We start from the raw sequence: 21798 nt of genomic DNA on the forward strand, positions 1-21798 counted from the left end.
CGGGGATGGCCACCACCCCAACGCTGCTGGCGACCTCCTACGACGGCAAGCTCGCCGTCGGCGCGCAGTGGCAGGTGATCCCGGGGATCAACCAGTTCCTGATCACGGTCTACGCGGGCGGGAGCGTGGTCGCTTCGGGACCGGGCTTCGGCACGATCGGCACGGTCACCCTCCCGCAGCCGCTGACCGACCGCACCTGCCAGGTCGCGGTGGCCACCAACGACAGCAGCGGACGGGGGCCCGACAGCAACCGGCTGCTGATCGTGATCGACCTGGTCACCGGGCTCGCCGTCCGTTACGACGGCAGCCAGGTGGCCGCCGCCTGGACGTTGCCCGCGCGACCCGTCAACGCCGCCCAGCTGACCGTCGAGACCGCCACGGGCGGCGTCCTCACCCAGCAGACGATCGTCGCCTCCAGCGGAGCGGTGACGCCGTCGGCACCGCTCGCCGCCGGCGCGTCGCTGGTGGTGCGGGCGGCGATCGGCACCTCGACCGGGCCGCCGCTGAAGGTCCCGCTCGTCGTCGCCCGGGCCGCGACCCGCGCCGTCTCCTACGACCCTGCCCAGGGGCTCCACGTCCAGGCCCTGCTCGCCGCGCCCGCCCCGACCGGTGCCACGCCGGGCGCGACGTTGTTCGCCGACGGCGTGCCGTTCGTCTCCGCGACCGGGGCCGGGACGGTCGTCCCGCTGCCGCTGACCGCCCCGCTCGATCCCGCCGTCGCCTGGTCGCTGCAGCCGGTCTGGTCGGCCGGCGTCGCCAGCGGTCCGCCGGGTCCGGCGGTCGACGTCCTGTCCACCGCGCCCGTGCTCGGCGAGGTCCGGCTCGACGGCACCGCCGCCGCGCTCTCCTGGCGCAGCCTGCCCGGGCCGCCGTACCCGTCCGCGGGCCAGGTGCTGTTCACCGCCAGCGGTCAGACGACCAGCGCGGCGGTGATCAGCGGCGCCGACAGCGGCACCTGCGCGCCCGTGCCACCGCTCGCTTCGGGGGTCGTCTACGCCACCACCGTCGCCGCGCTGCGCGGTCCCGCCGAGGGGCCGGCGAGCGTCCCCGTGCTCGTCGCCAACGTCCGCACCGCCGTCACCGCGACCGACTACGACGGCCGTCGGCTGACCGTGAGCTGGGTGGATGCCGACCACCTTGGGACCACCGGCTGCCGGGTCGAGGTGCTCGAGGGACCGACGGTGATCGCCACCCGCGCCGCGACCGGCGGCACCGCCACGCTCGACGTCGCGCTCGAGCCGGCTGCCGCCCACGGCGTCCGGCTGCGCTGGACGACCCCCGGAGGGCTCGGACCCGCCGGGCCGACCGCGACGGTGCTCGCCGCCACCGCCACCGCCAGCGCGATCATGGTCAGCCCGACCGCCGTCGCGGTCACGATCGCCCCGCCGCCGGCCGCTCCGTCGGTCGGTCGCTACGTCGCCCACCTGTTCCAGGGCGACCGCCGGCTCGCCTCCTCCCCACCCGTCGATGCCGGCCCGGCCCCCGTCGCCACGATCGCCTGCGCGACGGCGGGGCTGACCGGCCTGAGCGTCCGCGTCCAGGCGCTCGCCACCGCCCCCGCGACCGGCTCCGGTCCGCTCGGCGCCCCCAGCCCGGTCCTCGCCACCGGCCCCACGATCAAGCGCGCGGTCGTCTCCGGCACCACGCTCGAACTGCGTTGGGCCCCGGCGCCGGCCCCCGACGGCGCGGCCAGCTCGACGACGGTCGTCGTCGCCCCGACCAGCGGGCCGGCGACGCCGAAGACCTTCGCCGGCCTGCCCGGCCACGCGGCCGCGCTGACCCTCGACGCCGGCTACCTCGATCCGAACGTCGGCTGGACGGTCACCGCCAGCTCCGTCGGTCCGACCGGCTCGTCGCCGGCCGGCCCCGCCGCGGCGCTGCTCGCCGGCGCCCCGGTCGTCGGCTCGGCGAACTGGAACGGCGACCGGCTGCGGGCGAGCTGGGCCTGGCCCCCCGGCGCCAGCGGCGCCGCGACCGCGACCGCCTACCGGCTCGAGCTGTTCAGCGGGACCGCGGCGCGCGGGCACGTGGTCGTCGACGGGCTGGCGGGAACGCTGGTCCCGGACGGCCCGATCGATCCCGGCGTACCGGTCCGGCTCGCGGTCAGCCCGCTCGCGCCGCCCGCGGCCTTCGTCGCCGCCCCCGCGCTCTCGATCCCGTGGACGGCCCCGCAGCTGACGAGCGCGGTCGCCAGCCTCGACGGTCACCTGGCGCTCGGCTTCACCCCCGCGTCCGCCGCCGCCGGCGCCGTGACCGGCTACGCCGCGGTGCTCTCGTCGCCCGGCCGCCCCGACGCGATCGTCGCCCTCGCCGGCACCAGCTCGCCGCAGACGATCGCGCTGCCGCCCGACCTCGACGGCCCGTTCGTCGCGCAGCGGGTCGCGCTGCGGGCGACCGGCCCCCAGGTGATCGGCCCGGCCAGCGATCCGCTGCCGGTCCTCCGCGATGCGCCGGCCGTCCGCGACGCCGCCTTCGCGAACGGCGAGCTGACCCTGGAGTGGGCACCGGTCGCCGAGCCGGTCGACGGCTACGAGGTCCGCGTGACCGGCGGCGCGAGCCCGGTCGAGGTCAGCGTGCCCGGGACCTCCGCTCGCCTGCCGCTGACACCCGGCGCCAGCGCGCGGGTGACGGTGATCGCCCGGGCGAGCCGAGCCAGCGGACCGGGGGCCCTCGGTCCCGACGGCGCCCCCGGGGTCCCGCTGCTGCTGGCCCCGCCGACCGTCGGCCCGGTCGCCTACGACGGCACCAACCTGGCGGTGACGATCACCGCACCCGCTGCCCCGGCCCCGACCGCCACCGGCTACCGGCTCGAGCTGCTGCGCGACGGCGCCGTCGTCCGGACCGCCGAGCTTCCCGCCCCGGCCACCGGCCAGCCGCTGGCCCTCGCCGTCGATCCGTCGAACGACCCGAGCGTGCGGCACGCCGTTCGCGTCCGGGCCCGCGCCGGGACCGCGCTCGGTCCGCCCGCCGCCGACGCGCCGGCGTTGCTCGCCGCCCCGTCGATCGTGCGCGCGAGCAACGGGGCGTCCGTGTCCCTCACCGCCCGCCCCGGGGCCCTGCCGCCGGTCCGGCGGACGCTGGAAGCCGTCCTGACCGTCGACGGCGTCGCCGGCAGCCCGGTCGACGTCGATCCCGAAGGCCAGGCCAGCTTCCCCGCGCTGGCCCCAGCCGTGACCTCCGCCAGCGTCGCCGTGCGTGCCACCTATCCCGGCGTCGTCGGCCCATGGTCGGCCCCCGTCCCGCTGCCGCTCGCCGCGCCCGTCGTCCGCTCGGCGGCCTACGACGGCGAGACGCTGCTGCTCGCCTGGGACGGCGCCGCCGCCACCGAGTACCGGGTCGCGGTCCTCTCCGGGACGACCGAGCTCGCCGTCGCGACGGTCCGCGGCGCCACCACCGCACTACCGCTCGCCGCCCCGGCGCCACCGACGACGGTCGCGGTCCGGGTCGCGTCCGGGGTCGCGCTCGGGCCGGCCGCTCCCGTCGCCCTCGTCACCACCGGCCCCGCCGTGACCGCGGTGACCGTCGATCCCACCAACGGCACGGCCACCGTCAGCTGGCCCGCCGCCACGGCCCCGGCGGCCAGCGGCTACGTCGTCCAGGCGTACCGCGACGGCGTTCCCAGCGGCCCGCCGCTGACCCCGGCCACGACCAGCGTCGTGCTCGCGACGGCCCCCGCACGCAACCAGGCGCTGACCGTCGCCGTCGCCACCCGCGCGGTCGTCTCGTCGACCGCGCTCGCGGGACCGTTCGGTCCTCCGCTGCCGGTCGTGACCGACGCGCCGGAGGTCATCGACGTCGCCTTCGACGGGACCGCCGTCGCGGTCCGCTGGGCGGCCGTGACCGACGCGACCGGCTACGTCGTCTCGGTCGTCGCCCCCGCCGCGGCCGTGCCGACCGCGACCGCCGACGCCGCGGCCGGCGCGACCCGCCTGCGACTGCCGGTCACGCTGCCGGATCCGAGCCAGGCCTACGAGGTCGTCGTCCAGGCCCAGGCCGGCCCGAGCACCGGCGTCCGTTCGCGCGCGCCGCTGTTCGCCCCCGGGATCGTCGTCCAGGCCACCGACGGCCCGCCGCGGACGGTTCGCGCCGCGACCGCTGCCGTCGTCGCCGCCCCGGTCGTCGCCTACCTGCCGCCGATCGGCACGATCACCGGCCTGCCGATCGCGCCCGCCCAGGCCGGCGCGCAGGACGTGCCGTTCACGCTCGCGGCCAACCCCGACCCGGCGACGGTGGCGCGCTTCCCCTACACGCTCACGATCGCCCACGGCGCGCTCCGCTTCGACGCCGCCCGCTCGGCGCTGGCCACCACCTACGGCAGCCTGCTGACGGCCGCCGAGACCGCCGGGGCGACGCCGCAGGGGATCTTCGCGATCCAGCAGGCGATCTCGCGGCTGATGCCGCAGAGCTTCGACGAGAGCCTCTACTACGCCTACGGGCTCTCGGCGACCAACGGCTGCATCGACCTCCGCCCGGGGACGATCCTGCGGGTCGCGTCGGGCTCGTTCGACCTGACCGCCGTCAGCGCCGCCCCGGCCTGGTCCTCCGGCTACGCCCCCGGCCCGGTCGTCGACTTCGCGATCGACGACTACTACGACGGCGCCGGCGGACCCTGGCGGGTCGGGTTCGACGCCTTCGTCGCCTGGCTGACCGCCAACGGCGTGCTGACCGTCCCCGCCCCCCAGACCACCACCAGCGGCCTCCCGCCGTCGGCCGGCGACGTGCTCGAGACCGGTGGCGCCGGGGCCGCCGACCTCTTCTTCTCCGGCTTCCGTCAGCCCTACCACCGGCTGCTCGTCCCCGACAACCTCCAGCCGGCGACGCCGCCGTCGGTCTCCCGCACCGGCCAGCAGTTCGCGATCGCCGCGGCCGGCAGCTGGGCCGCGATCGACGCCGCCACCCCGATCCCCGGCGGCGGCGTCAGCATCGCCTACCTGCGCGGGCGCACCGTCGTGACGCTCTGCATCCGGGTCGAGGTCGACGGCCGCGAGCAGGTCGTCCCGGTCGGCACCACGATCGGCAACCTGCTCGACCGACTCGCCCGCCGCCCGCCGGCGACCGCCGCCCCGCTCGCCGGCCTGCGGCTCGAGCGGGCGCTCGGCCCGGTCGTGCTCGACCCGGCCGCCGCCTACGACGCCGCCGCCGGCGAGCGGGTCCACCTCGACTGGAAGGGCCTGGTCAGCTGGGCCGGCGGACGCGACGCGCTCTCGCTGCCGCTGCTGCACGGCGACCGACTGCGGACCGGGACCGCCGGATGACCGCTCCGGCTCCGACCTTCACCCAGGTCGGCGGGTCGCGGCTCTACGCCCTCAGCAGCACGCCCGACGCCGGCGTCGACGGGTTCTGGGCCGGATACCTCGCCGGCCCAGAGGCGGCGTTCGCCGCGACCGCGACGCTGACCCAGGCGTGGCAGGACGCGGGCGGCAGCTACGTCTTCCTCGCCCGCACGCCGGCCGACCTGCCCGCGCTCGCCAGCCAGCTGCTCGCGGCCCTGGCGGGGCTCGGGCCGGCCGGGTCGATCCGGGCGGTCTGGATCGCCGACCCGACGATCGCGCCCGGCAACTGGCAGCTGACCGCACTCGGCGCGCGGGCGACCGGCAGCGGCGACGCGATCGCCTGGACGGTCACCCGCCCGGCGACCTTCGTCGTCGGCGAGTACGCGGTCGAGCTGCCCCGCGGCGCGGCCCTGACCCCAGCCGACCCGACGGCGCTCGGCTGGGGAATCGCGGTCGCCGGCCTCACGTTCGCCGGCCCGGCGACGAGCTGCGCGGCCGACCCCGCGAGCTGCTGGCTGCCGCTGGCGGGTCCCGGCCTCGGCAGCTGGCGCGCCCGGCTGCGACTGCCGCCGACGCCCGGCCGCGACGGACTCGCCGACCTGCGGGTCCAGATCCGCTACGCCGCGCCGCACGGCGACGGCCAGCCCGGTGACCCGGTCGACGTGCTCGAGGCGGCCGTGGTCGCCCAGGGCGCGGCGGCGCTGGCCCTCTACCTGCGGTTCGACTGGCTGCATCCGCAGCTCCCGACCCGGACCCGGCTCGGGTTCTTCGCCGACGACGGCAGCGGCCCGCCGGTCGCCCCGCTCGCCGCGACCCTCCGCACCAGCCGCGGCTACGCGACCACGCTCGCCCCGCGCACCGCCGCCGCCCCGCTCTGGCCCGCCGGCCTCGTCCTCTGCGCGACCCCGTCGACCGTCGCCGCCCCGCCCGAGACCGCGAGCCCGACCTACCACCTCGCCCCCGACGGAGCCTTCGACCTGGCGGTGATCGCCCCCGCCGACCCCGGTCAGGACGACCGCCACCGGCTGATGCTCGGCCTCTCGGGCCAGGAGTACGCGGCGCTGACCGCCGGGGCCGGAGCGGTCGCGCTGTTCCGTGCCGGGCTGCCGGCCTTCGCGCCCGGCGCCGCCCCCGACGCGCCGCCGTCCCCGCCGACCACCGCCAGCCCGCTGACGGGCGCCGCGACCACCGCGCAGCTCGCGATCCTGCCGCCGACGCCCGGCCCCGGCCTCGCCTACTACGCGCAGCCCCGCCAGGCCCCGCTCTACGCCGCCGGCGGTGGACTCGGGCCCGGGGTGCTCGGCTACCTCGAGCTGATCGCCGCCCGGCTCCCCGCCTGGTCGAGCGACCCGACCGCCGTGCCCGCGGTCGTCCCGGCCGCGCCGCTGGCCGGGGTCGCGCCGTCCGCCGGCCCGCTCGCCCGCCGGATCGAGCAGGCCGCGCTCGCCCCCGCCCGTCGTCAGGCGATCGGCCTCGCCGCCGACGGGCTCGGGGCGGCCGCCGACGCCGGCACGCTGGCGGTGACCCCGCAGGGCCTGCTGGTCGAGGCGGGCACCGACGAGATCGAGCGGATCATCGTCGCCGCCCTGCCGGAGACGGAGCAGGACCGGCTCGACCTGACCAGCGTCGGCCCTCACCTGCGCGGCGCGCTCCAGACCAACGAGCTGTTCTTCGCCGTCGGCGATCCCGCGGCCTACCTCGACGACTCGTCCGTCCGCTACCGGCTCGACGCGACCGGCCTGCTGATCGCCGCCGCCCGCGGCGTGCCGGCCACGGTGATCGCCGCGCTGCGCCCGATCGTGCTGCCCGGCGGCGTCCCGCGGGTCTTCGCCGACGAGCAGGCGTTCGACGCCGCCGTCGGGACGGTCGCCGGCGCCCAGCTCCCGCTGCTGCGCGAGCTGGCCGGCTTCCTGCGGGCCGTGCTCGACGAGTGGACGTTCCAGCTCTCGCCCCGCAACTGGCGGACGGGCAGCAGCGACCCGACGGTGATGCTGTTCAAGTTCTGCCACCGCTCGCTGCTCGCGCTGGCCGAGGATGGCGCCGCCTGGGGCTGGCGGGGCGCGGCCGGCGGCGCCCAGCAGGTGCTGCAGCAGACGATCGAGCGGACCCGGGCGCGGTTCGACGACCGGACGATCGCCCGTGACGACCCCTACGTCGCCTTCTACCGCGACGTGCTCGCCGATCCGGCCTGGAACGGGGTCCTGTTCCTCAACGCCCCGGTCGCGATCGACGCGCTCCCGCCCGAGCTCCAGTTCCTCGCCGCCGGGATCGAGCCGAGCCGCTTCTACGCCCACCACCTCGGCTTCTCCGCGACCCCGGTCGAGGCCGGCACGAACGGCATCGAGATCCACCGGACGGCGGCCTTCGGCCTGATCGACTACCAGGACCCGGCCGATCTGATCCTCGACCCGACGTCGCCGAATCCGGACTTCGGCTTCAAGACGCTCTCGCTGACCGCCCGCTTCGCCAACGCCGCCCTGACCGGCTTCGACGCGCGGGTCGAGCTGATGGTCAACCGGCTGCTCGCCGCGCCGCTGCTCAAGCTCGATCCGACCCACGGCAATAACGTCCTGCTGACGGGCACCAGCCAGCGCCAGGGCGGCACGCTCGCCTACGCGTTCGCGCTCGAGGGCCAGCACCGCTACAGCGCCGACCGGACCGCGATCGACTCGATCGTGATCGACGCCGTCCAGGCGCTCACGACCGCCGGCGTCCGCGGCACCGGCGAGGTCCGGGCGACCTTCGCGCTCGGCGGCTTCCTGCGGTTCGTCGACCATCCGACGTTCGACGGCTTCGGCTACGGGCCGGCCGCCGCCGTCCCCGATCCGGAGCTCGACGGGCGGCTGCGGTTCGACGGCCTCGAGATCGGGATGCGGTTCCCGCTCGGCGCGCCGGGACAGCTCGCGTTCGACGTCGCCCTCGACGGCCTCCGGCTCGACAGCTCCCGCAGCGCCGCCCGCCGCCGCTCGCTGATCCGCAACTTCCCGGTCGGCCTCGACGCGCTCGTCGGCTCCACGACCCTCTCCCCGCAGGACACCGGCTTCACGTCGATCGCGGTGCCGCTCGACCAGAGCCCGCTGGAGCCGCCGTGGTACGGGCTCCGCTACACGCTCGACCTCGGCACGCTCGGGGCCCTGGCGGGCGCGACCGGCCTCTCGCTGACGATGCTGGTCGCCTGGGGCGCCGGGGCCGAGGAGGGCTCGCGGCCGACCTACGTCGGCCTCCAACTGCCCGGCGGGATGCAGTGGTCGCTCCAGAGCGTGATGAAGCTCGGCTTCCGCAGCTTCCAGTTCGAGACCAACCCGCAGCCCAACGGCGGCCTCGCCTACCTGCTGCGGCTGCGGCGCTTCGCGCTCTCGATCCTGAGCATCTCGCTGCCCCCGGGCAACCTCGACCTGACCCTCTTCGGCGACCCCGACCGTCCCGACAGCCGGACCGTCGGCTGGTACGCCGCCTACGACGGCGAGCCGGACGGCCCGGCCCGGCTGGCGGAACGGAGCTAGACGGTGCCCAACAAGCTGCGCTACACCGTGCTGCCGGTCGGCCAGGGCAGCGGCACGCTGATCCAGGTGCTCGACGGAGGCGGCGTCCCGATCGAGACCTCGCTGATCGACCTCGGCTCGCTCGGCTGGTCGAAGCAGGCCGGCAAGCCGAGCGCCGACTTCGTGATCGCGGAGCTGCAGAAGATGGCGGTGCCGCAGCTCAAGGCGCTGTTCCTCTCCCATTCCGACGGCGACCACACCAACCTGCTCGGCCGCGTCCTGGACGAGTTCTCCCCGCCCAGCAAGGGCGATCCCGTCGACGAGACCCTGATCATCAAGGAGGTCTGGTACGGCGGCGAGCACGGGCACTACAAGAAGCGCAGCAAGAACATCCTCGACCGGGTCAAGACCTACCGGCCGACCGGTACGGCGACGAACATCAACGAGCTCGGCCTCCGCAGATCGAGCTGGAGGGGCGACGACCCCAAACCGCTCTTCAAGACCAGCAACGGCGTCAATTTCTGGCTGCTGTACGGCAACGCTCCGGTCGTCGGTGAGCTCTACGAGGAGGCCGAGCCGAGCCGCAAGGGCTCGCGGGCGTACCTGCGCAACGTCTCCTCGCTGGTGATGGTCGTCCGCTACGGGAGCACCACGAGCCGCAAGCTCGTCGCGCTCGGCGACGCGACCGGACTCACGCTCGCCGGCTGCAACGCGAAGATCGACGATCAGGAGATCAAGCTCGGGCCCGTCTCCACGCTGTCGTTGCCGCACCACGGCAGCAAGGTCACCACCTACGACATGCTCGGCCTCAAGACCGACGACCTCGACCAGGACGAGGTCGCGGACGCGATCATCAAGGCCTTCGTCGACCACCTCAAGCCGTTCTCGATCACCGCCAGCGCCGGCGAGGACCATCACCACAAGCACCCGGCCAGCCGCGTGATCGAGGACTTCGGCAGCCACCTCGGCGAGAAGCTCTACGCCGACGCCGGGATCCCCTTCCGCGAGCAGCACTTCTTCACCTCGCACTACGCCGCCAACGGCCTCGGCCTGCTGGGCAGCGGCGCCACGGTCACCTGGCCGCCGAACACCGGCTGGTACACCGGCCGCACGGTCAAGAACGTCTTCACGATCGACTACTTCCGGGGCAACCCCGCGACGCTCAACGTCCCGACCGTGTTCCCGCCGGAGGCGGTGGTCGACGCGCCGAACGCCCCCTACGCCCCCGTCCCGCCGCGGGCCGCCGGCTGGGCGTGGGAGGTCAAGGCCGACGGCTCCGACTACGACCTGCTCCGGGTCGTCGATCGCAACTTCGCCGCAGCCGCCACGATGGCGCGGCTGGAGGACGTCCACGGCGGCCTCTCGCCCGAGCGGTTCGTGCTGGTGCCGTCGGCGCCGACCGTCGAGCAGGACCCGCCCCCGTCGCCCCGCGCGCCGGCCGTCGTCGAGCTGCCCTCGGCCGCTGCGTCCCCACCCCCGTCGGCCGGCTTCCGCCGGATTCGGCAGATCCCGTGAGAGGCCGCTGACCGGTGCCGACGCTCGACCAGGCGTTCACCGCGCTCCAGGCCGCCCTCCAGGGCGAGCCGCCGAACCAGACGATCGACCTCGTCGCCGCCAGCGGCCGGGTCCCGCTCGGCCCGCTCGCCGAGCCGCTCGCGCTGCTGCGGATCGCGACCGCCTTCCCGGTCGACGCGGCGACCCTGACCCGCCCCCGCGACCAGCTGCTGGTCAGCGGCAGCGGCCGCTTCGCGCTCCCCGGCGGCGGCAGCGGGCTCCCGGTGGCGGTCCGGATGACGGTCACCGAGCCCGTCGCCGGGACGCTCGCGTTCGCCGTCGCCCTGACCGTCACCCAGGCCGGCTGGACGTTCTCCAGCACGTTCCCGACCCTGCCGCACACGCTCCGGGCCGACCCGTCCGACCCCGGCGTCGCCTTCGGCGCGTCGACCGTCGCCGACCTGCGGGTCGACGCCCCCACGTTCACCGCCCGCAGCGGCAGCGGCCAGCGGGTCCAGCTGACCGGCAGCCTCCAACCGAGCGGCGACCTCGCGGCCTACCGCGGCTGGTTCGACGGCTGGCCGCTGACGCTCGACGGCACCGTGAGCCTGCCGGCGACGACCGCCGCCACGCCCGACCTCGACCTCCGCGCGGTCGCCCCGGAGGCCCGGATCAGCGTTCCGCCGCTGAGCTTCCAGCGGCCGGGCTTCGCGATCGTGGCCGGCCCGGAGCCGGCCCCGGACGACCCCGATCTGCCGGTTCCGCCGCCCTACAGCGAGCTGCAGCTGATCGGCCAGGTCACGATCGACGGCGCCCCGCCGATCGTCGCGCGGCTCTCCGGGTCGCTGCTGGTCGGCCAGGACGGCTGGCGGCTGCTGGCCGAGTTCGACGGCAGCGGTCCCTCGATCGTCGGTGGCCTCGCCCAGCTCGCCTCGCTGTTCGGGATCGAGGCCGGCGATCTGCGGACGCCGCCCGGGCTCGGCGGGTTCGAGAGCTTCACGCTCGACGAGGTCGAGGCGTGGGTCGACGGCAGCCCCGCGGCCGGCCTGACCGGGCTCTCGGCGATCGCCGCCACGATCCGCTCGACGACCAGCGGCGAGCCCAAGGTCTGGAAGCCGCCGATCCCGTTCCTCAGCGTGACCGACGTCGGCACCCGCTGGGTGCTCTCGTGGGTCCCGGTCGCGGGACGCCAGCAGCGGGTCGTCGCCGGCAGCGTCTTCGGCAGCTTCGTCTTCACCAACGCCCCGGGGCAGGAGGACGGGATCGTCGACGTGGTCGGCCAGCTGCCGTCGTTCGTGATCGAGGGCGAGCAGCGCGACGGCACCGTGATCAACGTCGGCGCGGCGTTCCGCCAGCTGATGGGGCGCTCGCTGCCGGCCGTTCCCGGCGACCCGACGATCACCGAGCTGACGCTCTACGCCGACCCGTTCGGCCAGATCTTCTCGGCCGGCGCCGCCCTGACCGTCGACTGGCCGGTCCCGTTCTTCTCGGGGCTCAGCATCACCGAGCTCGAGTTCGACGTCAGCGCCACCGCGTCGTCGCTCTCGGGCGCGATCGGCGGGCGGCTCCAGCTCGGCGTCGGGCCGACCGCGGCCGCGCTCCGGCTGCGGGCGGAGTCGCCGCCGGCCGAGGGCGAGGGATCGTCCGGCTGGATCTTCTCCGGCGGGCTCGAACCGGAGCACCCGCTGACCGTCGGAGCCTTGCTGCGGCTGATCTCGCTGCCGGCGCCGAGCGATCTCGACGCGCTGCGGATCGACCGGCTCGACGGCAGCATCGACACCGGCGACGACAGCTGGACGCTCTCCGGCGCCTTCTCGGCCCGCTGGAGCCCGCGGCTGCTGGGCACGACGATCGACGTCGCCGCCGGGGTCGAGGTCGACCTCCGCCGCCCCGACCAGACCAAGCCCGCGAGCGGGTGGGTCGCCGGCTCGTTCTCGGTCAACCGCTTCCGCCTGCGCCTCCAGCGCGACGTCGGCGTGCTCGAGCCGACCTACGCGCTGCGGGTCGAGCTCGGGGCCCTGTGGCTGAACGCCGCGACCGCCTGGGTCGACGACCGCGTGCCGCCGCAGCTGGCCGACGGGGTCCCGCGGCTGCCCTCGCCGAACGACTCCCCGGGGTTGCCCGCCCGGATCACGACCGACGATCCGCCCCGGGGACGCCACCAGGTGGTCGCGATCCAGCTCGGCGGCGCGACCCTCGGCGAGCTGTTGGAGGAGATCGTCCGGCGGGCCGCGCCGACGCTCGGCTTCTCGCTCGACCCGCCGTGGGACGTGCTCGGCCGGATCGAGCTCTCGCGCTTCACGCTGACGATCGACCCGACCGACCGGGTGGTCGCCCTGACCTACGCGGTCGACGCCGACCTGCTCGTGATGCAGATCGACACGATCGGCGTCCGCTACGCGATGGGCGCGTCCAGCAAGGTCGACCTGATCCTGACCGGCAGCTTCCTCGGCAAGCCGTTCCGGGACCAACCGGGCTCGAAGCCGCTCGCCTGGGACGTCGTCAACGACCCGCCGCCGGCCGTCCCCGGCAAGGGCCCGAAGCTGCTGGAGCTGCGGTACCTCGGGCTCGGCCAGCGGATCCGCCTGAAGGACCCCCAGCCCGACACCGTCGCCGACGCGATCGCCCGGCTCCGCAAGGAGATGCCCGAGCGCGACCCGAACGTCAACCCGCTGGTCGGCAGCGAGATGGTCTTCGACGCGGCCAGCCAGTGGCTGGTCGCGCTCGACCTGCGGGTGCTGGAGACCGTCCAGGTCGGGCTGGTCTTCAGCGACCCGCGGCTCTACGGGCTGTTCATCGCGCTCGACGGCGAGCGCGCGGGGCCGCTGGCCGGACTCCGCTTCGAGGTCCTCTACAAGCAGCTCGCGCCCGGCCTGGGGATGTTCCGGATCGAGCTGCGGGTCCCGGAGGCGTTCCGCCACATCGAGCTCGGCGAGGTCTCGATCACGCTCGGCACGATCGTCGTCGAGATCTACACCAACGGGAACTTCCTGATCGACCTCGGGTTCCCGCACGGCCGCGACTACACCCGCGCCTTCACGGTCCAGGTCTTCCCCTTCATCGGTCGCGGCGGGATCTACTTCGGGGTCCTGAACGGGGCGACCTCGCGGCGGGTCCCGCAGATCACCAACGGGACCTTCTCGCCGGTGCTCGAGCTCGGCATCGGGCTTGCGGTCGGGGTCGGCAAGGAGATCTCGATCGGGCCGCTCTCGGGCGGTGCCTACGTCGAGCTGGAGGTGATCTTCCAGGGCGTCCTGGCGTGGTTCCACCCGACCGGCTCCGACGTCGCGACCGACCGCTACCACTGGGCCCAGGGGATCGTGGCGATCCACGGCAAGGTCTACGGCGAGGTCGACTTCGCCGTCGTCAAGGCGTCGGTCACGCTCGAGGCCTACGCCCAGGCGACGGTCGTCTTCGAGTCCTACCGCGCGACCCGCTTCGCGCTCGAGGTCCGCGTCCGCGCCGAGGCCGAGATCGAGATCCTCTTCATCACCGTCTCGTTCTCGTTCGACGTCGAGCTGGATCTCAGCTTCACCGTCGGCCGCGACGAGCAGGCGCCGTGGACGCTGGCCGCCGTCCAGCCACCGCGGGTCTCGAGTGCCCGTGCCCCGCACCGGCTCGCCGAGCACCAGCGGGCGCCGGTCCTGCTCGCCGCCGCCCGGGCCGACGGCGAGCCGTGGTCGTGGCCGACGAGCTTCTCGGCCTTCGGCGCGCCGCGCACGCTCGCGCTCTCGGTCCTGCCCGCGTTCGCGATCGCCGACGCGCCGGTCTCCTCGACGAGCACCGCGCCACCGTCTCCGGCCGTGCCCGACTGGCGGATGGCGTTCCCGCTGTTCGCGCCCAACGGCATCGCCCCGACCGCCCGGACCGCCGCCCAGGCGAGCGCGCCGGCGGTCGACGACGGCGATCCGGTCGCGGCCGCCAGCATCGTCGAGGCGTTCCTGCGCTGGGCGCTGAACGCGCTGCCGACCGGCGTCAGCCAGCAGGGCCAGGTCACGGCGGGCGAGCTGGCCCTGCTGGCCGAGCAGCTGACCGAGCCGTACATCGCCGAGCAGGTCTTCACCCGTGACCGGCTCGCCGCGTTCTTCGCCAGCAACCTCCACCTGCGGATCAGCGGGGACGACGGGACGACGGCTCCGGTCGGCGCGATGGCCTTCCCGCCCCCGCCGTGGCTGGCGATCACCGCCACCGGCAGCGCCGGCAGCAGCTACCCGGGCGGGCGCAGCGACCTCTTCGCCGCCTCCCCCGTCGGCCCGCGCTACGCCGAGGGCGTCGCCGCCTACATGGCGGGCTTCGCCCCGGTCGCCCCGCTGCCGGGCGAGCAGCCGCCGGACGACCCCAACGCGTACCAGTCGTTCGCCGCCCAGGTCTTCCGCGACTGGTGCCTGCTGCTGACGCGCGAGGCGGTCCGTCAGGCCGGGCTGGCGCTGGCCGGCACGACCGTCGCGATGGCCGCCGACCTGGCCACGACCGCGGCCACGCTTCCGCGCGACGTCGTCGCCTACCCGGTCCGCCCCGGCGACACCGTCGCGAGCATGGCGGCCTGGCTCGGCGCCGGTCGAGCCGAGCTGGAGGCGCTCAACCCCGGGCTCGCCGAACGGCTGGCCGCCGCCCTCCCGGGCACCCGGCTCGACGTCACCGTCGGCGTCGCCGCCTGCACGCTGGCCGTCGACAACGCGACCCGCCCGCTCGCCCCCGACGTCACCGTGCCGGTCACCGACGTCGCGCTCCCGATCCGCTCGCAGGACAGCCTCGACGGGCTGTCGCAGCGGGCCTACGGGGCGGCCGCGGCGGCGCGCCTGGTGACCGAGGCCTCGTTGGCCACCCAGCGCCGGTTGCTGCGGTCCGGGGCCGCGGTCGCGGTGCCCCTGCGGACCGGGATGGGCGCCGACCTCGCGCTGCTCGCCGCGAGTGCCTACGTCCGCTACTTCGCCGACCTCCAGGCGCCGCACGCCGACTGGTACGCGCAGGCCGTCGCCGAGCTCAACCAGGACGCGCTGCGTCCGCTCCTCCCCGGCGAGGCGATCCCCGCCGGTCTGGCCTTCACCGTCCCGACCGCGTTCGGCGCGACGACCACGACGAGCTACACCACCCGGATCGGCGATTCGCTGCTGACGATCGGCGCGACCCTCTCGCTCGCCCAGGCCCCGGCCGCCTACGACCGCAACCCGACCTGGAAGGCGTTCCGGGCGCAGGTCCTGGCCGACCAGGGCGGGACCGTGCCCGCGACCCCGGTCGCGATCCTGCCGGGAGAGACGCTCGCCCTGCTCGCCGACCGCCTGCTCGTGGCCGGCGGCGTGCCCGCGCTGCTACCGTGGCTGGAGGCCGCGCCGGTGCTCGATCCGCTGGCGGTGGTCCGGCTGCCGCTGCTGCCGCTCGCGACCGCGACCCACCCCACGCTCGCCGCGATCGCCGCGACGGCCGGGCTGACCGTCGAGGCGCTCTCCCGGCGGCCGGAGATCGCCACCACCGCCGGGCTGTTCCCCGCCAGGACCCAGCTCGACGTCCGCCACCTGCCCGCCCAGGCGGTCGACGCGGTCGTCGCCGCGGTCTGCGGTGGCGACGCGCTGGCGGCGATCTCGACCCAGGTCTCGCGGACCCTGCTCGGTGGCCTGCGGCTGCCGGCACCGGTGACCGACCCGGTCAGCCGGACCGTGACCGCGACCGGCCCGATGACCGCGTTCGCCGCGTTGGCGGGTTGGCAGCTGCCGGCCCCGCCGCTCGACGGCACCACGGGCCTGACCGTCACGATCGGCGCCAGCGGCCCGGCCCAGGGCTGGATCGCGCTGGTCGGCGGTCCCCAGCCCGGGACCGCGGGCTGCGCCTACGACAACGCCGGCCTCGCCAGCCGCTACCCCGCCGACGCGCTCGCGCGGCCTCCCGCCCGTGGACCGGCCGCGATCGCCGTCGTCGGCAGCGTCCCCCGGACCTACGGGCTCGAGCACCGGATCGACCTCCAGGCCGCCGTCGTGCCCGCGATCCCGGGGACCGACACCGGCCGCCCCGCGGGCGCCCCCGCGCTCTGGCGCTTCCCGTCGTCGCTGCTGGCGCGGGCCCGGGCCGCGACCACGATCGCCTTCGACGTCCTGCGCCCGACCACCGCCGGCAGCGTCGCCGGGGACACGACGGTCGCCGCCTCGACCTTCGGCACCCTGGTCCCGCTGACGATCCGCCGGGTCGAAGGCCGGAAGCACGTCTACGAGCTGCTCGGCGCCGACACCGTCGACCGCGAGCTGCTGCGCGAGCTGGCGCTCTACGCCCGGGCCGACACCCCGACCGCCCGCAGCCGGCTCTACCTGGCGATCGCACCCGTCCCCGGAGCGACCGACCCCCGCGGCCTGGCGCTGCTCGACGCCAGCCCGACGGCGACCTTCGCCGTCCGCGCCAACATGGCCAGCGACATCCCGCTGGCCGCGCCGCCGACCGTCCTCACGGCCGGGCTCGGCGACGTCGCGCGCTTCCTCCAGCTCGCGTGGGAGGCGAGCGTCGCGGCCGGCGGCTACCACCTGGCCTTCGCGACCGCCGACGGCCGGGACCTGCCCGCAGGCGCCTTCGACCAGGACGGCAGCGCGACGCTCTGGCTGGTCGCGATCGCCCGCGACCAGCTCGCACCGAAGCCGAACGGCCGCACGCTGCTCCCGACCGACAACTGCGTGCTGGTCGCCGACGGACTCGACGCCTCCGCCCCCGCGCTCTACGTCGAGGCCCACGACGCCCGCCACCAGCCGGCCGAGCTGGAGCCCCAGGCGCTGGTCCCGGCCGGCTCGACCGGGATCACGCTGACGATCGCGCGTCCGCTCCCGCCGCTCCCGACCGCTCCCGTTCCCACGCAGCGGGCCGCCCGGCTCGCCCAGCTGCTCTCGCTGCTGGTGGTCGAGATCGACGGCACGACCTACGCCGCACCGCGGGCCGCCCCGCCGGCGCCGCCCCAGCGCGAGGACGGACTGGCGTTGCCGGCGTGGCAGCGCCAGCGCCTCGAACGCGCGCTCCTGGCCCGCGGCGAGCAGCTTCCGGATGATCCCCCGGCGGCGGAATACTGGCGGTACGATCAGGTCGTCCCGATCTCGACCTTCGGCCCGCCGTCGCCCGCCCCCACCGTCACGGGGCTCCCTGCTCCCGCGGCGGATCCCTACCGCGGATTCGGCACGGCGCTCGCGAAGGCGACCGCGACCTTCCGCTTCCGCTACACGGACGTGCTCGGCAACATGACCCAAGAACCATCCGGCGCCGCTCTCGACATCGACGTCGGCTACACCGACCCGCTGCTCGGACCGAGCGCCTGGCCCGGCTGCACCAGCGGCTACCGCCTGGACCGGGCGCAGGACGTCGTGACCCTGACCGTCGCGGTGACCTCCCAGCCCGCGACGGCCGTGCCCGCCCCGGGCGACGCTCGTGCCCCTGCCGCCGACGCGGCCGGGCGCCAGGCCGCCCGCTACGCGGAGGCCTACTTCCAGCTCGCCCAGAGCGTCACCGGCTCGATCGTCACCAGCCTCCACCAGGATCCGTCGGGCGCGCCGCTGCCGGTCGAGCTGGTCGAAGGCCTCGCCCCGCTGTGGCGCTTCACCGCCGCGGCGTACCGCTACACCAGCGCCGCCGCCGCGCTGGTCGACGTGCCGCTCGCCGGGCTCGCCACCCTCGGCGACCTGACCGCTCGCTACGGCGTGGCCCCGTCGCTGCTCGGCCCGGCCAACGCCGACCGCGGCTTCGGCCTGCTCGTCGCCGCCGGTCAGCCGCTGACCGTCGCCGCCGGCCTGGCCGTCACCGAGGGCGACTCGGCCGCGACCCTGCTGACCCGGGTCCCCGACGGCTGGCCCGTCCCCGCGAGCGCGAGCGCGCTGCTCCAGAACGATCCGAACCCGGCCCTGCCGCTGCGCCCCGAGACGGTGCTCGCGATCACCCCGATCACCGTCGTGCTCCCCGCCGACCCGAGCGCCCTCAGCCTCGACAGCGTCGCCCACGATCACCACACCAGCGTCGCGCAGCTGGCGATCGACAACGCCGCCCGGCCGATCCTGCGGACCGGCTTCGCGTTCGCCGCCGGCGGCGAGACCGTCACCGTCGACGGCACGACGATCACCAGCTTCGAGCAGGTCCAGACCGCGTTCGCGACCCGCTCCGTCGACGTCGCCGTCAGCGAGCTGGCCGACGCCGCCGCCAAGGCCACCGCGATCTTCGCCGACGCCGCGTCGCTCAGCATCGCCCACCTCGTCGCCCGCCCCGGCGACAGCCTGGCCAGCCTCGGTGCGCCCGGCGTCCCCGACCTCGCCGACCACAACGGCGACCGTGCCGACCTCTTCCCCGCCGGCACCGTGCTCTCGCTCGGCACGACCTGGCCGACGGCCCCGACCGTCCCCGCCGATCCACTCGAGACGCTCGGCCAGTTCGCCGCCGTCCACGGCACGACCCCGGCGCTGGTGCTGGCCGCCAACCCCGGCCTGCGGCTCGCCGACACGCCCGAGATCATGCTGCCCGGGGTCGCCTCGCTGCCCGCCGCGGCCCCGCTCGTCCCCTACGCGCTCCAGGCCGGCGACCGCCTGACGCTGCTCCAGCCGCTGTTCGGCGCCACCCCGCTGGCGCTCGCCGAGGCCAACGACCGGCTGCCCGGGCTGCTGGTCGTGGGGCGGACGATCACCGTCACCGTCGACGGCACCGGGTACGCGACGACCACCGTCGCCGGCGACACGCTCGCCGCCGTCACCGAGCGGCTCCAGGCGCAGCGGCCGGCGATCGACCTGGCGGCCGTCGTCGCCGCGATCCAGGACGACGCCACGCTGCTCGCCCCCGGCGGGCTGCTGCTGACCCCCGCGCCGCCGCTCGCCGCCCGCGGCACGCCCGGTGCCGCCCCGCTGACCGCCGCCCAGGTCGCCGCCGCCTACGGGATCGACGCGCTCGCATTCGCCCAGGCCAACGCCGCGCTCGCCGGCCTGCTCGTCCCCGGGATCGACCTCCAGGCCCCGCGTCCCGACCCGCAGGCCCCGCCGATCGCGCCCGAGCGGACGACCACCGCCGACAGCCTCAACGCGGTCCTCGGCCGGTTCGCCGCCCGTGGGGTCGCGATCGACCTGCGCGGCCTGCTGGCCGCCAACGCGCCGACGCCGCTGTTCGTCGCCGGGGTCCGCGTGCTGCTGCCGCCGACCACCGTCACCGTCTCGGCCCCGATCGGCGACGGCAGCGGTCCGTTCCGCGACCCGGTCCTGCCGCTGACGGTCGACCTGCGACTGCAGCGGCCGCGCGACCTGGTGCTCGCCCCGACCCCGAACGACGACGGCCCGGTCGAGCGAGCCGAGACGCGGGTGCCGGCGCCGACCGCCCCGAGCGACCGCGACGGGCACGTCTCCGAGACCTTCGACGCCTTCGTCACCGCCTTCGAGCGGGCGCTGCCGAACCTGCGCCTCGGGACGGCCCGGGTCGAGGGCACGACGGCCGATCTCTGGGCCGTCGACTTCGGCGCCCAGGGGATCGCCTCGGTCGCCGTCACCCCGCCGCTGAGCTACCCGGACGGCAGCACCGGTCACCCGCGGTTCCTGGCGCTGCGGCCGCTCTACCCGGCGCTCCAGAGCCGTCCGGCGGTGCCGGTCCCGGTGCTCGACGACAACGGCGCGATCGTGCCCGGACGGACCACGCCGACCGCCTTCCAGGGCGTCGACGTCGAGGGCTGGGCGACCAGCTTCCTCGCCGACCTCGACCGCTTCAGCACCGCCGCGTACACGACCGCGATCCGTGCCAACGCCGCCTCGAGCACCGCGCTCGACACGCTGCTCGCCGCCCGCTGGAAGCTGACCGGCGGGATCGCCGCCGGTCTCGCGCCCGTGCTGGCGATCGCCGATCCCGACGCCGCCGCCGGCCGTGCCGCCGCCGTCGCCGAGCTCGCGCGGGCGTACGGTTCGGGGCTCTCGAGCGCCTACGCGATCGCGACCGTGCTCCAGTTCGACGCGGCCGTCAGCTCCGCCTACGCCGTCCCCGCCCGCGGCCTGGCCCCGGCGCGGCTGATCGGCGGCGCCCACCCGCCGAACCGTGCTGCCGGCCCCGACGACCGCGACTTCTCGCTGGCGACCGCGACGACCGCGCTCGACGCCGCCCGCTCGTACGTCGGCTTCGCGATGTCGGTGCCCGACCCCAGCCACCACGCGACGATCGCCACCGGTCCGCTCGAGTACGTCTACGACAGCGTCCAGTTCGCGATCGATCCCGTCGCCGGCGTCGACGGCTACGTCGACTCCGACTGGGTGACGCTGGTGCGCCCGCTGACCGGCAGCGACCGTCCGGCCCACGTCACCGGCGACCTCGGCTCACCGGTCGTGCCGGTGCCGTTGCGCGCGCATCCGCCGGTCCCGTTGGTGCTCGGGCAGACGGCGGAGGCCAGCTACGTCGGCGAGCAGCCCCCGACCCTCGCCCAGGCGTCGCAGTGGACGTTCGGCCTGAGCTACTCGCACGAGCACGCCGAGCAGGACGAGGTCCTGCTCGCGGTCACCTTCAACGTCGCCGGCGGCCCGCAGCAGCGGCTCGTCGAGGGCTCGGACCTCGCCGCCGCGCTCGGCCGCTACGCCGTGCTCGGGCCGCAGCTGCGGAACCTGATGGCCTGGTACGTCGACCCGCCGAACCCCGCCCCGACGAACCTCCAAGCCGTCCGCGACGCCGTCGCCACGACCGTCGCGACGCTCGCGACCGGGATCGCCGACGCCTGGGCCAGCCACTGGCCCAACGCCGCCCCGGTCCTCGCCGCGGGTCGCCAGGACGAGCTGCCGGCGGGCGACAGCTACCACTTCCGGGTCGCCGTCGACTACGACGACGGCCCGGGCCAGGGCGACCGCCTGACGGCGCTGCGGCTGAGCCTCGACGGCGGCGCCAGCCCCGGCCCGGGCGACCGCTGGCCGACGGTCGGCATCCGCGACGCCGACGGGACCTTCGTGCCCCTGACCGGGACGGTGACCGGCACGACCTGTCGCTACGTGCCCGCGCAGCCGTTGGTCGTCAGCGGGTGGCCCGCGGTCCGGCTGGAGTGGCCGGAGCTGCCGGTCGCGACGGTCGGCAACGGTCACGCGTCGCTCTCGGCCCGGCGCAACGAGCACCTGCTGCCGGGGATCCCGACGACGGCTGCGTTCGTCCTCAGCAGCGCGTCGGTGACCGCCCCCGACGTCGCCACCCCGCTGCTGGAGTGGCACCTCGACCTGCCGATCGCCGGCGCCTCGCTCGCCGCGGCGCTGACCACCGCCTTCGGTCAGCTCTTCGGCAGCACGACCGGTCCGCCGCTGACGGTCTCGATCGACTACGGCCACGAGCTGGTCGCGCCCGATCCCGACGTTCCCGGCTCGGGCATCATCAGCGTCCTGCCGGTCGCGCTCTACCCGCACCAGCCGCTCTCGGCGACCCTCCCGGCGGAGATCGGCGCCGCCGCGTCGACCTGGATCGAGCAGCACCGGCCGGCGACCGCCGGGGGCTCGTGGCTGGTCTCGCTGACCCTCTCCAGCTGGCTCGACGAGCAGACCTCGCGGCCGCTGCTGGTGCTCGACCGGTTGGTCCACCGGATCGCCGACTGAGGGCAGCGGGCG

At 75.9% G+C, this 21798-nt stretch carries 4 protein-coding genes; all 4 read left to right on the forward strand.

Annotated features, from left to right (window positions below):
* The first annotated feature begins 5 nt into the window (after window positions 1-5).
* The 4 genes from ACVUH9_RS03375 to ACVUH9_RS03390 are packed head-to-tail and all read left to right on the forward strand — an operon-like array spanning window position 6 to window position 21786.
* Window positions 6-5255, forward strand: a complete 5250-nt coding sequence (locus ACVUH9_RS03375; RefSeq protein ID WP_475753938.1) for a hypothetical protein — start codon at window positions 6-8, stop codon at window positions 5253-5255.
* The gene (locus ACVUH9_RS03380; protein ID WP_475753940.1) at window positions 5252-8776 is read left to right on the forward strand and encodes a hemagglutinin protein; all 3525 of its coding nucleotides are present in this window, start codon (window positions 5252-5254) and stop codon (window positions 8774-8776) included. The genes ACVUH9_RS03375 and ACVUH9_RS03380 overlap by 4 nt, the downstream gene beginning before the upstream one ends.
* A gap of 3 nt (window positions 8777-8779) precedes the next feature.
* Window positions 8780-10270 carry a ComEC/Rec2 family competence protein gene (locus ACVUH9_RS03385; protein WP_475753942.1) on the forward strand — a complete coding sequence of 497 codons (1491 nt, stop codon included), beginning with the start codon at window positions 8780-8782 and terminating at the stop codon, window positions 10268-10270.
* Between the two features lie 14 nt (window positions 10271-10284).
* Window positions 10285-21786 (forward strand): hypothetical protein, encoded by an 11502-nt coding sequence (locus ACVUH9_RS03390; RefSeq protein ID WP_475753944.1) that lies wholly within the window; start codon window positions 10285-10287, stop codon window positions 21784-21786.
* Window positions 21787-21798 lie beyond the last annotated feature (12 nt).

Source organism: Patulibacter ginsengiterrae (assembly GCF_056269115.1).

Excerpts from the sequence above, each read along its gene's own strand:
- ACVUH9_RS03375 (WP_475753938.1), top strand. The coding sequence starts at position 6 with ATGGCCACCACCCCAACGCTGCTGGCGACCTCCTACGACGGCAAGCTC.
- ACVUH9_RS03380 (WP_475753940.1), top strand. The coding sequence starts at position 5,252 with ATGACCGCTCCGGCTCCGACCTTCACCCAGGTCGGCGGGTCGCGGCTC.